We start from the raw sequence: 12,053 nt of genomic DNA, 5'->3' as shown, positions 1-12,053 counted from the left end.
TTCCAGCTAGGAGACAGGCAATGAGCCAGAGAGAATCCCACGATACTTTGCCTCGGGAGGGTGACTTCGATCTGGCGTCACTGCTTCCTCCCCTCTGTGCCTGGCATGACGAACATGGGCATGACTCGGACGATGCATCGCGCTCTCCACGAGCAATCCGGGAGCGAATGAATGTCGAGGTACAGGCCCTGGAGTCGCTGATGAGCGGTGACGAAGATCGCCTGCGCTTGTCCGACCTGGCTCGCTGGCTCGACGAGAACATCACTCGCCTCGATCCATTGCTGCGCGCACGCAATGCCATGCTGTTGCCTGAAAGCTGGGCGCGTGCGCATCCCCGCAGTCGTTTGCTCGATGATGGACGAGCCCTGATGGCCAATGCCATCGATCGGGACCTCGACGGTGCCGGTGCCAACGGGCCTCTTGATCCGGCCGCCGACGTGGCATCGCTGCTGGTGGGGCTGGAGGTTCGTGACGAGGCCAGGCTTGCCCATCAGGCTCTGGATGGCTACTTGCGCATTTCCGGCGACTACGACCTGCCGCGGCTATTGTCGGTCTGCCGCGTCATCGAATGCCTTTCCGGTGCCCGTCGGGCCCTGCTGCGCCGTGCGGAAGCCGGCGACGACGAGCAGCCGGCACTGCTGGCGGAAACCATGGGTGCCTGTCGTCGCTATCTCGATCTCGCCGAGCGCCATACCGAGTTTCGCTTTCCGCCTCTCGTCATCGGTATCGGCGTGGCCGGGAGCGGCAAGAGTCGTTTCACACGCACCCTGGTAAGCCGGTTGGGTGCGGTCCGAGTGTGTTCCGATGTGGAGCGACGCCGCTTGCATGGGATTCATCCACAGGCCGATAGGGTCCGCCTGCCTGTGGATATTTTTTCCGATACCGCCACCAACAAGACCTATCAGCGCCTGGCGAAATGCGCCGGTTCCTTGCTGGATGCTGGGGTGCCGGTGTGCATTGATGGCACCTGTCTCAAGCGCGAGCAACGTGATCTCTTGCGTCACCAGGCCGAAGGTCGGGGATTGCCTGTGCTGTTGATCAGCTTCGAGGCCGATGAGGCGACGCTGGAGCGGCGTATCGTCAAGCGGGCCACCCGTCAGGACGTACCCGCCGAGGAGAGCCTTGCTGTCCTGGCCCGGCAATGCAAGGCCTTCGAGGACTTCACCGATGAGGAGCGCCGGCTGCTGATCCGACTCGATACCACTGCCGACAATGCTACCGAGACATTGGCCGGGTTGATTCAGGAGCATGTCCGCTGAGACAACCCCGTCTCGGCCATTGCTAAGGGGCGGTAGCGCACCGAGATACTGGCGGGCCAGCTCACCGCCGGTATCGCCGAGCGTCTCGATGGCGGACTGGATTTCCCCTCCGTCCCCGTGGTTCGTAGAATGCGTTGCCAACCATCTTCACCCGATTCTGTTAGCAAGAGCGCATGACATGTCCAAGCACCTGGTACTGGCCAGTGGTAACGCCGGCAAGCTTCGTGAATTCGATCAACTCCTCGCCCCCTTGGGCTTCGAGGTCAAACCCCAGTCGGAATTTGCCGTCGATGAGGTCGAGGAGACCGGGCTGACCTTCGTCGAAAATGCCCTGCTCAAGGCGCGCGAGGCCAGCCGGGTCAGTGGCGCACCGGCCCTGGCCGACGATTCCGGCCTTGCCGTCGAGGCCTTGCAGGGGCGCCCCGGTATCTATTCCGCTCGTTTTGCCGGCGAGCCCAAGGATGACGAGCGCAACAATCGTCATCTTCTCGAGGCATTGAGCGATGTCCCCGAAGGGGAACGTCATGCTCGCTATTGGTGTGTGCTGGTGCTGCTGCGCCACGCCGAGGACCCGGTGCCACTGATCGTTCAGCGACACTGGGATGGCGAGATCCTGGCTCATCCGCGTGGCGAGGGTGGCTTCGGTTACGACCCGCTGTTCTGGGTGCCGGATCAGGGAATGTCGGCGGCCGAGCTGTCGGCATCGGAAAAGAACCGCCTGAGTCATCGTGGTCGCGCCCTTCACGCCCTGGTGGAGGCCTTGTCCGATACCGCGTGGTCACCATGATCGACCGTCTGCCGCCCCTGGCACTCTATGTCCATGTGCCCTGGTGCGTGCGCAAGTGCCCGTACTGCGATTTCAATTCCCACGGCGTGGGGCGTGGTGCCGAGCTGCCCGAGGAGGAATATCTGGCGGCGCTGATCGAGGATCTCGATGCCGACCTACCTCTAGCCGCTGGGCGCGAGATCGTCAGTGTCTTCATCGGGGGAGGAACGCCGAGCCTGATGACACCCTCCTTCTACCGTCGATTGCTCGAGGCACTGCAAGCTCGCCTGCCGCTGGCCCCGGATATCGAGATCACCCTGGAGGCCAATCCCGGCACCCTGGAGCGCGGGCGTTTCGCGGGATATCGCGAGGCTGGCATCAATCGACTCTCGCTCGGGGTCCAGAGTTTTCAGGATGACCAGCTCGCCGCACTGGGGCGTATCCATGATGGCAATGATGCCGAAGCTGCCATCGCGGAGGCCCGGCATGCCGGTTTCGACAACCTCAATATCGATCTCATGCATGGCCTGCCCGGCCAGACCATCGAACTGGCGCTGGCCGATCTGGACCGGGCGTTGGCGCTGTCGCCCGAGCATCTTTCCTGGTACCAGCTGACCCTCGAGCCCAATACCGAATTCCACACTCGACCGCCGATGCTGCCGGAAGAAGAGGTGCTCTGGGATATCCAGGACATGGGGCACGAACGGCTGGAGGCTGAAGGGCTCGAGCGCTACGAGATATCTGCCTATGCACGCCCCGGTCTGGGTGCCCGCCATAATCTCAATTACTGGCGCTTCGGCGATTACCTGGGCATCGGTGCCGGCGCCCATGGCAAGTTGAGCGCGCGGTCAGGCGACGGATTGACCATCGAGCGGCGCTGGAAGGCGCGTCAACCGGAGGCTTACCTGAGGCGGCGTCGCGATCCGCGGGGCTTCGTTGCTGGTCGTGCTGCGGTGACGCCCGATGAGCTGCCCCTGGAATTCGCCATGAATGCGCTGCGGCTCGTCGATGGTGTCTCGATGGCGACATGGAGTGCACATAGCGGATATCCACAGGAGGTCATGACCTCGCGGCTGACACGAGCGCGGGAAAAAGGACTTTTGGTGGAAGATCCCGAGAGGCTTCAAGCATCGCCTCAAGGTCTATTATTCTTGAACGAGCTGTTGGCTATCATCAGTGAAGCCGACGCATAAAGGATGCCATCCCTTTCACAAGGAGTTACCCCCATGATGAAGTCTGTTCGTCCGCTCGCCCCCCTGGCAGCCGCCATTCTGCTGGTCGGCTGTACCACCACGGATCCGTACAGCGGCCAGACCCAGCGCAACAAGACGGGAACCGGTGCGGCCATTGGCGCGGCGATCGGTGCCGCTGCCGGCGCCCTGAGTGGTGATGGCAGTACCAGCCGCCGTGACCGTGCCTTGATCGGTGCCGCTGCCGGTGCTGCCGCCGGTGGCGGGATCGGCGCCTACATGGATCGCCAGGAAGAACAACTGCGTAGCAGCATGCAGGGTACCGGTATCGGGGTGGAACGCCAGGGCAACGACATCGTTCTCAATATGCCGAGCGAAGTTACCTTCGGTTTCGACTCCAGCGACCTGACATCGGCGGCCACCAACGCCTTGAATGATGTCTCCAATGTTCTGACCCAATATACGGATACCCGGATCAACATCGCCGGCCATACCGACAGTACCGGTGATGCCGGCTACAACCAGCGCCTTTCCGAGCGTCGTGCACAAGCGGTGGGACAATACCTGAGCCAGTCGGGGGTATCGGCCAGTCGACTCAACATGCAGGGTTATGGTGAGAACCAGCCGGTGGCCAGCAACGATACCGAAGCCGGCCGTGCCGAGAATCGGCGTGTCGAGATGACCCTGACGCCGATCACGCAGAACTGATCGAAACCAGCTTCCTGCGTTGGCCCGCCTGCCCTTCGGGGAGGCGGGCCTTTACTTGCCTATACTTTCTTGGCCACACTTTTTTGCCCATTCTGGAATTCAGTACCATGCTTTCCTATCAGCACGCCTACCATGCGGGCAATTTCGCCGACGTTCATAAGCATTTGGTGCTTTATTCCGTCATCGATCACCTGTTACGTAAAGAGTCTTCTGTTACGTACATAGATACTCATGCCGGTCGCGGTCGTTATCCCCTGGATGCCGAGGAGACCGTTCGGCTCGGGGAGTATCGTGATGGGGCGGAGAAGCTCTGGAAGGAGCGAGAGCAGCTTGCCGAAGACCCGCTACTGGCGGATTGGCTCGAAGGATTGGCGGCTGCCCAGAGCCAGCAGAGCCCGAAGGCTCTCGATCATTATCCCGGGTCTCCCTGGTGGCTGGCCCAGCGCCTGCGTGAGCAGGATGCGTTGCGGCTGTTCGAACTGCATCCTCGAGAGCACGAGCACCTGAGCCGGCAGCGGCTGGCCGACAGGGTGCGCCACGTGCATGGCGATGGCCTGTCGGGGCTGATCGATGCCCTGCCGGTGGCAACGCCTCGGTTGTGCGTACTGGTCGACCCGAGCTATGAACGCAAGGAGGAATATGGCGAGGTCGCTGCCACGTTGCTCGAGGCCATGCGCAAGGCGCGTCACGGCATTATGCTGGTGTGGTATCCGCTGCTGCCTGCGGAACGCCACGAGGCACTTCTCGATGCGCTCAAGGCCGGCGGGCTGCGCAAGATCTGGCGCAGTGAACTAACGGTTGCTTCGCCCCAACGGGAACGAGGGATGTACGGCAGCGGCATGCTGGTGATCAATCCGCCCTGGGGGCTGGATCGACGCCTGGAAGATGCCATGGCGCGGCTGGCGCCTGTACTGGGAGACGCCAGCTGCCACCGGGGTGACTGGTGGGTGCCGGAATGAGCGTGCAGAGTGAGAGTGTGGCTACTTGCCGATGCAAAAGCTGCCGAAGATCTCGCCCAGAAGGTCATCGGCGCTGAATTCGCCGGTGATTTCCCCCAGGGCCTGTTGAGCGTCGCGCAGGTCCTCGGCAAGCAGCTCGCCGGCACCGTAGCCGGAGAGCTGGGCGTTGCCGTTCTCGAGAGCCGTGGCGGCGCGGTCCAGGGCATCCAGGTGGCGACGACGTGCCGAGAAGCGTCCTTCGGTGGTCGTCGAGAAGCCCATGATGTCCTTCAGGTGCTCCTTCAAGTTATCCACACCCTGACCGGTCTTCGCCGAGAGACGAACGATCGGAGTGGTTGTGGATAAGTCTAGCCCCGGCGGTTCCTGGCTGGTATCGACCTTGTTGCGTACCAGGGTGAGGCGGCTCGGGTCAGCAAGGCGCTGGACGAACTCGGGCCAGATGCTCATGGGATCCACGGCGTCGGTAGTTGTAGCATCGACCATCAGTAGCACGCGATCGGCCTTCTCGATTTCCGACCAAGCCCTGGCGACGCCGATCTTTTCCACCGCATCCGGAGTGTCGCGCAGTCCAGCGGTATCGATCACGTGCAATGGCATGCCATCCAGGTGAATGTGCTCGCGCAGCACGTCACGGGTGGTGCCTTCGATTTCGGTGACGATGGCGGTGTCCTGCTCGGTGAGGGCATTGAGCAGGCTCGACTTGCCGGCATTGGGTCGCCCGGCAATCACCACGCTCATGCCTTCGCGCATCAGCGCTCCCTGGCCGGCGCTGTCGCGGACATCGGCCAGTCTGGCGCGAATCGACGCGAGCTTGCCGGCGACATGGCCATCGGCGAGAAAGTCGATCTCCTCCTCGGGGAAGTCGATGGCCGCCTCGACGTACATGCGCAGCTCGATGAGCTCCTGTACCAGTGCTTCGACGCGCTTTGAAAACTCGCCCTGCAGCGAGCGCAGGGCATTCTCGGCGGCACCCCGGGAACTTGCCTCGATCAGGTCGGCAATGGCCTCGGCCTGAGCCAGATCCAGCTTGTCGTTGAGGAAGGCGCGCTCGGAGAACTCACCGGGTCTGGCCAGTCTAGCCCCAAGCTGCACGCAGCGTTCCAGCAGCAGGTCCATGATCACCGTGCCGCCGTGTCCCTGAAGTTCGAGCACGTCCTCGCCGGTGAAGGAATTGGGCCCCTCGAAGAATAGCGCGATGCCTTCGTCGAGCATGCCATTCTCGCCCCGGAAAGGGCCGTAGAAGGCTTGCCGTGGGGGAGGGCAGTAGCCCAGCATGCTTTCGGCGAGCGAGCGACTGGCAGGGCCCGAGACGCGGATGATGCCGACACCGCCTTGTCCGGGCGGCGTCGCCAGGGCGGCAATGGTGTCCTGTGCGTAGAGGCGTTCGGCCATCGGAGATTCCTCGAGTGAGTCGACGATATTGTCGATGTCCCAGGCCCCAAACGCCAGACCCCCGCAAGGGCGGGGGTCTGGCGAATCGGACGAGCAGGGCGGCCTACTTGGTCTTCATGCCCTTGCCGACGTTGGGGTCGGCCTCGATCTTGCGGGTGATGAAGTACTGCTGGGCGATGGAAGTGATGTTGTTCACCACCCAGTAGATCACCAGACCGGCCGGGAACCACAGGAAGAAGAAGGTGAAGACCACCGGCAGCAGCTTCATGATCTTCGCCTGGGTCGGGTCTGGCGGTGTCGGGTTGAGCAGCTGCTGCACGAACATCGACGCACCCATCAGGATAGGCAGCACGAAGAAGGGATCCTTCACCGACAAGTCGGTAATCCAGAACATGAAGGGCGCGTGGCGCAACTCCACGGACTCGAGCAGCATCCAGTACAGAGCGATGAAGACTGGCATCTGCACCACGATGGGCAGACAGCCTCCCAGAGGATTGATCTTTTCCTTCTGGTAGAACTTCATCATCTCCTGGGACATCTTCTGGCGATCGTCGCCGTACTGTTCCTTGAGGCGCTGCATCTCCGGGCCGAGCTTGCGCATGCGTGCCATGGACTTGTAGGCCTTGGCGGAAAGCGGCAAGAGCGCGGTCTTGACCAGCAGCGTCAGGATGACGATGGACCAGCCCCAGTTGCCGATCACGTTCTGGATGTGGTCGAGCAACCAGAACAGCGGATTGGCGATGAACCACAACCAGCCGAAGTCGACGGTCAGTTCAAGATTGGGGGCAACCGCTTCCAGGCGATCCTGGATCTTGGGGCCGACATAGAGCGTGGCGGCCAGGGTCGCCTTGCTTTCGGCGCCGAGGGTGCGAGTTGGGCCGGCGAAGGCTGCCACGTTGCGATTCTGGGAATCGGTTGCGGTATAGAAGAGATTCTTCTGGTCCTGGGGTGGGGCCCAGGCTGACGTGAAGTAGTGCTGGATCATGGCGACCCAGCCACCCTCGACGTCGCGATTCTCGAACTTGCCGTCGCGAATGTCGTCGAAATCGACCTTCAGGTAGCGATCTTCCGGTGTGGAAAAGGCCGCACCCAGAAAGGAACTCATGCCCATCTTCGGGCCAGTGGAGGGGTCGCTGGTGTTATCGCGCACCAACTGGCCGACAAAGCGTGCGGTGACCGGCGTCTCGCTGGGGTTGTCCAGCAGGTAGGCGACATTCACGGCGTAGCTGTCACGATCGAAGGTGAAACGCTTGATGACATCTACGCCATTGACGGTGGCGCTGAGGTCTACCTGCAGTTGGTCGTCGTCTTCGCCCAACTGGTATTCGGTCTGCTTGGGCGTGAAGGCGATACGACCCTCGTGGCCTTCCAACTGGAGTCCTGAACGGGCCACATAGCTGCGAGAGGCGTTATCGGAAAGCAGTACGAACGGCTGATCGGAGTCCTGAGCGTACTTGTGTTCCGGGAGCGCCGCATAGACGATGTCGCCACCTTGCGGATCGATGCGTACATCGAGCACGTCGGTAGCGACCGCTATCAGGTCGCGGCTATTGGAAGCCGCTTCGCTGCCGGGCATCGCGCTGCCCATGTCGGCGCTATCAGGGGTGGCGGCGCCGCTGGACGGAACCGACAGATCGCTACCGTTCGTATCCCCAGTATCCTGGGATGACGCTGGCGAGTTGCTGGTGATGCCCGGGGCCTCCGGCGCCTGAGTCGCCTGGCCGTAGTCCTGATTCCACTGTACGACGAGCAAGTAGGCGAGTATCGCCAGGGGAATCAACAGGAGTAGTCGTTTTACGTCCATGAGGGGTCTGCCCAATGGGTGGTGAACATTCCGATGGCGCAGCGTGAGTCGCACACCCGACATACGCGAAAGCCTGCCATCGGCAGGCTGGCTTTCATCAGCGGAGCGTCCGCTTTCGGGGGGGCGGCGTCAAGCTTCGCGACGAGTGGCGGAAACAGGCTCATCCGAACTCCGAGCGATGACGGCGGCAACGGTACGCTGGACCGGTCATCGACGATCTGTCGAGGCGGTAGTGGAGCGCTCCGAGGCTTTCTGCGCTTCGCGCTCCAGACGTCGCCACATGCCATGTAATTGGCGGTGGACAACTTCATTGTCCAGCTCCTGTACTCCACGCCGGGCGAGCAATACGATGTCCACGGCGGGGAGTCGATGCTGGCGAAGCCGAATGGATTCGCGCGTGATTCGCTTGAGGCGATTACGGTCAACGGCTCGGCGGACGTTCTTCTTGCTGAAGATCAGGCCGAGACGAGGGTGACCCAACTCATTGGGCGAGGCCAGGGCCATCAACCCCTTGCCGTGAAGCTTGAAAGCCGCCGTATCGAAGACACGTCGATAATCCTCGGCGGTCAGTAGGCGTAGCCGCCGAGGAAAGCCCTGATAGGACACGCGTTTGTGTTCAGGCGCTCAGACGCTTGCGGCCCTTGGCGCGACGACGCGCCAGGACAGCACGTCCATTCTTGGTGGCCATGCGAGCACGGAAACCGTGTGCGCGCTTGCGCTTGAGGACGCTGGGCTGGAAGGTGCGTTTCATAACTAATTATTCCCACGTGGTTTTTGGAACGGATCGATAACTTTTCAGAGGCGCCCGGTTTCCGTTGGAAACCCGGGGGATTCGGCTCAAGACCGGGCATTGTAGTGATTTCACGGCCTCGGTGCAATTGCCCTGTTTGCCTAGAGTCGGCGATGTCCGGGCGTATTGGTGCCAGAATTATTACTAATTAAAAACATAGTTTGATATAGCTGTTATTATAGTTGGGGAGTTAATTTGTGGATAAGTGGACATACACCATAAAAAACAATGGGATATATTCATAATTCTGGTGTGGACATCCTTTGGGATGGCAGTGTATCCACTGTGAGTATCCATTGCATGGAAGTGAACCTTGTCCACAACGCCAGGTGATCACCATATTGCTCCCGGTCATTTCCCGGCCTTTAGGACAGGGTTTTCCACAAAGCTCATTGAAGTGCGACTTCATGTGGATAACCAGAGGCTTGGGCGATACAATGTGCGGTCGTTCTTGAATCTACGATGGTGAGGTCGCGTGTCGCTTGCTCTCTGGCAACAGTGTCTGGCTACCCTGCAGGATGAATTGAGCTCTCAGCAGTTCAACACCTGGATTCGCCCATTGCAGGCGGAAGAAGAGGGAGAGTCCAACCAGTTGCGCCTGCTGGCGCCCAACCGGTTCGTGCGTGATTGGGTCAGCGACAAGTATGCCAAGCGTATCAGTGAACTGATGCGCGAGTTGGCCCCTGCCAAGCCGCCCAAGGTGGTACTGACCGTGGGCAGCCGCCGAGCGGCTCCCGCTCCCCAGCCGCGTGAACTTGGTGATCCGGTGTCTGCGGCGCCTCGCTCGCCCGCCGTTCATACCCCTCCGCGGGGCGATGTGGCGGATGAATCCGAAATCGATCAACTGCGAGAGGAAGGTGAGGCGCCGCGTCGCCCCACGGGCGAGCGTCAGGTCCAGGTCGAGGGCAGTCTCAAGCACAACAGTGGACTGAACCATAACTTCACCTTCGAGACCTTTGTCGAGGGCAAGTCGAACCAGTTGGCGCGGGCTGCGTCGCGACAGGTTTCCGAGAATCCCGGCGGCGCCTACAACCCGCTGTTTCTCTATGGCGGCGTCGGCCTGGGCAAGACCCACCTGATGCATGCCGTCGGCAATGCCCTGGATGCACGGCGCGAGAATGCACGGGTGGTGTATCTGCACTCCGAGCGCTTCGTCGCCGACATGGTCAAGGCGCTGCAGCTCAACGCCATCAATGACTTCAAGCGCTTCTATCGCAGTGTCGACGCTTTGCTGATCGATGATATCCAGTTCTTCGCCGGCAAGGAGCGCTCCCAGGAAGAGTTCTTCCATACCTTCAATGCCTTGCTCGAAGGCGGTCAGCAGATGATCCTGACATCGGACCGTTATCCCAAGGAAATCAGTGGGGTAGAGGAGCGTCTCAAGTCGCGCTTCGGTTGGGGGCTGACCGTGGCGATCGAGCCGCCGGAGCTCGAGACCCGGGTCGCGATCCTGATGAAGAAGGCCGACCAGGCCAAGGTCAATCTGCCGCACGACGCGGCCTTCTTCATCGCCCAGAAGATCCGCTCCAACGTGCGCGAGCTCGAGGGGGCGTTGAAGAAGGTCATTGCCGATTCTCATTTCATGGGCAAGACCATCACTCAGGACTTCATCCGCGAGTCGCTCAAGGATCTGCTGGCCCTGCAGGACAAGCAGGTTGGCGTGGATAACATTCAGCGTACGGTGGCCGAGTACTACAAGATCAAGCTGGCGGATCTATTGTCCAAGCGCCGTTCGCGCTCCGTGGCTCGGCCACGTCAGGTTGCTATGGCGCTGGCCAAGGAACTGACCAATCACAGTCTTCCCGAAATCGGTGATGCCTTTGGCGGCCGGGATCACACCACGGTATTGCATGCATGCCGCAAGGTGCAGGCGTTACAGGATGAAAGCGCGGATATTCGCGAAGATTACAAGAACCTGCTACGTCTGCTGACGAGTTGAGTTCACCATGCATGAATCGATCGACCGGTCGGCTCGCCGGCCTACAATCCCTCCAGGACAAGAAGTGGAGTCGACATGAAATTTTCCATTTCCCGAGAAGCGCTGCTGCGCCCGCTGACGTTGGTCGCCGGCGTGGTGGAGCGGCGTCAGACCCTGCCGGTGCTGTCGAACGTCTTGATCCAGGTCGAGCAGGATCAGGTGTCGTTGACCGGCACCGATCTGGAAGTCGAGCTGATCGGTCGCACCGTGGCCAGCCAGGTAGACGAGGCAGGGGCGGCCACCGTGCCGGCGCGCAAGCTGATGGACATCTGCAAGTCGCTGCCGGACCAGGCCGAGATTCAACTTGCCCTGGAGGATAACCGGGCAGTCCTGCGCAGCGGGCGTTCGCGGTTCACGCTTTCGACCCTGCCGGTGGCCGAGTTCCCCAATATCGAGGATGGCCAGAGCAGCGTCGAGCTGAGCCTGCCGCGCGGAACCTTGAAGCGCCTCATCGATGCGACGTCCTTTGCTATGGCGCAGCAGGATGTTCGCTATTACCTCAACGGCATGCTGCTGGAGTTCGGTACCAATCTGGTGCGGACCGTGGCCACCGATGGCCATCGCCTGGCAGTGGCATCGCGTTCCGCCGAGGTGCAGGTCGAGCCCTCCCAGAAGCTGATCGTGCCGCGCAAGGGAATCATGGAGCTCGTTCGTCTGCTCGATGACGGCGAGGACCCGGTGAGCCTGACATTGGGCTCAACGCATATCCGTGCCCACACTGGGGATTTCACCTTCACCTCCAAGCTGGTGGACGGCAAGTTTCCCGATTACGAGCGCGTGGTGCCCAAGGGGGGAGACAAGGTCCTCATCGCCGAACGGACGGAACTCCGCCAAGTGTTGTCGCGTACCGCGATCCTCTCCAACGAGAAGTATCGCGGCGTGCGCCTCAACCTCGAGGAAGGCAACCTGCGCGTCATGGCCAACAACCCCGAGCAGGAGGAGGCCGAGGAGAACGTCGGCGTCGAATACACCGGGCCGGCCATGGAGATCGGCTTCAATGTCGGCTATCTGGTCGATGTGCTCAGTGTGCTGGACGAGGATCGCGTGCAGCTGACCCTGGCCGATCCCAACAGCAGTGCTCTGCTCGAGGAGCCGGGCGGTGGCGATGCGCTCTATGTCGTCATGCCGATGCGCCTCTAAGACGACCTTCGATTTTTCCCGTGCCGATGTCCCTTCCGTGGGCATCGGCAATAGGATCCTTTCCCTC

11 protein-coding genes are annotated in these 12,053 nt (G+C 61.3%); 7 read left to right on the top strand and 4 right to left on the bottom strand.

Going from position 1 to position 12,053, the window contains the following annotated elements; all coding sequences use genetic code 11:
- Nucleotides 1-20 precede the first annotated feature (20 nt).
- The 5 genes from FZZ93_RS14290 to FZZ93_RS14270 all read left to right on the top strand — a co-directional run bounded on the left by FZZ93_RS14290 (nucleotide 21) and on the right by FZZ93_RS14270 (nucleotide 4,882).
- A complete protein-coding gene (locus FZZ93_RS14290; protein ID WP_149322991.1) occupies nucleotides 21-1,259 on the top strand; it encodes a P-loop nucleotide/nucleoside kinase family protein in 1,239 nt (412 codons plus the stop codon).
- A gap of 178 nt (nucleotides 1,260-1,437) precedes the next feature.
- Entirely contained in the window at nucleotides 1,438-2,046 is a 609-nt protein-coding gene (rdgB, locus tag FZZ93_RS14285) for an RdgB/HAM1 family non-canonical purine NTP pyrophosphatase (RefSeq protein ID WP_149322990.1), read from the top strand.
- Nucleotides 2,043-3,218 (top strand): radical SAM family heme chaperone HemW, encoded by a 1,176-nt coding sequence (gene hemW, locus FZZ93_RS14280; protein WP_149322989.1) that lies wholly within the window; start codon nucleotides 2,043-2,045, stop codon nucleotides 3,216-3,218. The genes rdgB and hemW overlap by 4 nt, the downstream gene beginning before the upstream one ends.
- Before the next feature lie 33 nt (nucleotides 3,219-3,251).
- Nucleotides 3,252-3,923, top strand: a complete 672-nt coding sequence (locus tag FZZ93_RS14275; RefSeq protein WP_407650241.1) for a YiaD family glycine zipper/OmpA-like lipoprotein — start codon at nucleotides 3,252-3,254, stop codon at nucleotides 3,921-3,923.
- Between the two features lie 107 nt (nucleotides 3,924-4,030).
- Nucleotides 4,031-4,882, top strand: a complete 852-nt coding sequence (locus FZZ93_RS14270; protein ID WP_149322988.1) for a 23S rRNA (adenine(2030)-N(6))-methyltransferase RlmJ — start codon at nucleotides 4,031-4,033, stop codon at nucleotides 4,880-4,882.
- Between the two features lie 21 nt (nucleotides 4,883-4,903).
- Here FZZ93_RS14270 and mnmE read toward each other — a convergent pair whose 3' ends face one another.
- From mnmE to rpmH, 4 genes are all read right to left on the bottom strand, one after another.
- Entirely contained in the window at nucleotides 4,904-6,274 is a 1,371-nt protein-coding gene (gene mnmE, locus FZZ93_RS14265) for a tRNA uridine-5-carboxymethylaminomethyl(34) synthesis GTPase MnmE (RefSeq protein ID WP_149322987.1), read from the bottom strand.
- A 103-nt stretch (nucleotides 6,275-6,377) separates the two neighbouring features.
- Nucleotides 6,378-8,078 carry a membrane protein insertase YidC gene (yidC, locus tag FZZ93_RS14260; protein WP_149322986.1) on the bottom strand — a complete coding sequence of 567 codons (1,701 nt, stop codon included), beginning with the start codon at nucleotides 8,076-8,078 and terminating at the stop codon, nucleotides 6,378-6,380.
- Between the two features lie 207 nt (nucleotides 8,079-8,285).
- Nucleotides 8,286-8,684: a ribonuclease P protein component gene (rnpA, locus tag FZZ93_RS14255; protein ID WP_149322985.1), complete on the bottom strand. Its 399-nt coding sequence runs from the start codon at nucleotides 8,682-8,684 to the stop codon at nucleotides 8,286-8,288.
- A 10-nt stretch (nucleotides 8,685-8,694) separates the two neighbouring features.
- The gene (gene rpmH, locus FZZ93_RS14250) at nucleotides 8,695-8,829 is read right to left on the bottom strand and encodes a 50S ribosomal protein L34 (protein WP_008959105.1); all 135 of its coding nucleotides are present in this window, start codon (nucleotides 8,827-8,829) and stop codon (nucleotides 8,695-8,697) included.
- Between the two features lie 514 nt (nucleotides 8,830-9,343).
- On the opposite strand from rpmH, the gene dnaA reads away from it, so the two are divergent.
- The gene (gene dnaA / locus FZZ93_RS14245; RefSeq protein WP_149322984.1) at nucleotides 9,344-10,807 is read left to right on the top strand and encodes a chromosomal replication initiator protein DnaA; all 1,464 of its coding nucleotides are present in this window, start codon (nucleotides 9,344-9,346) and stop codon (nucleotides 10,805-10,807) included.
- A 75-nt stretch (nucleotides 10,808-10,882) separates the two neighbouring features.
- Nucleotides 10,883-11,986, top strand: a complete 1,104-nt coding sequence (dnaN, locus tag FZZ93_RS14240; protein ID WP_149322983.1) for a DNA polymerase III subunit beta — start codon at nucleotides 10,883-10,885, stop codon at nucleotides 11,984-11,986.
- Nucleotides 11,987-12,053 lie beyond the last annotated feature (67 nt).

Origin of the sequence: Halomonas eurihalina (assembly GCF_008274785.1) — a bacterium.
In the GTDB taxonomy this organism is placed as follows: domain Bacteria; phylum Pseudomonadota; class Gammaproteobacteria; order Pseudomonadales; family Halomonadaceae; genus Halomonas; species Halomonas eurihalina.
The sequence above is the reverse complement of the archived record's forward strand: the minus strand, read 5'-3'. Positions and strand labels throughout refer to the sequence as shown.

What these genes read in the sequence shown, in the direction of transcription:
- mnmE (WP_149322987.1), bottom strand. Translation starts at nt 6,274, where the DNA reads ATGGCCGAACGCCTCTACGCACAGGACACCATTGCCGCCCTGGCGACG.
- rdgB (WP_149322990.1), top strand. Translation starts at nt 1,438, where the DNA reads ATGTCCAAGCACCTGGTACTGGCCAGTGGTAACGCCGGCAAGCTTCGT.
- dnaN (WP_149322983.1), top strand. Translation starts at nt 10,883, where the DNA reads ATGAAATTTTCCATTTCCCGAGAAGCGCTGCTGCGCCCGCTGACGTTG.
- FZZ93_RS14275 (WP_407650241.1), top strand. Translation starts at nt 3,252, where the DNA reads ATGATGAAGTCTGTTCGTCCGCTCGCCCCCCTGGCAGCCGCCATTCTG.
- FZZ93_RS14270 (WP_149322988.1), top strand. Translation starts at nt 4,031, where the DNA reads ATGCTTTCCTATCAGCACGCCTACCATGCGGGCAATTTCGCCGACGTT.
- rpmH (WP_008959105.1), bottom strand. Translation starts at nt 8,829, where the DNA reads ATGAAACGCACCTTCCAGCCCAGCGTCCTCAAGCGCAAGCGCGCACAC.
- hemW (WP_149322989.1), top strand. Translation starts at nt 2,043, where the DNA reads ATGATCGACCGTCTGCCGCCCCTGGCACTCTATGTCCATGTGCCCTGG.
- yidC (WP_149322986.1), bottom strand. Translation starts at nt 8,078, where the DNA reads ATGGACGTAAAACGACTACTCCTGTTGATTCCCCTGGCGATACTCGCC.
- FZZ93_RS14290 (WP_149322991.1), top strand. Translation starts at nt 21, where the DNA reads ATGAGCCAGAGAGAATCCCACGATACTTTGCCTCGGGAGGGTGACTTC.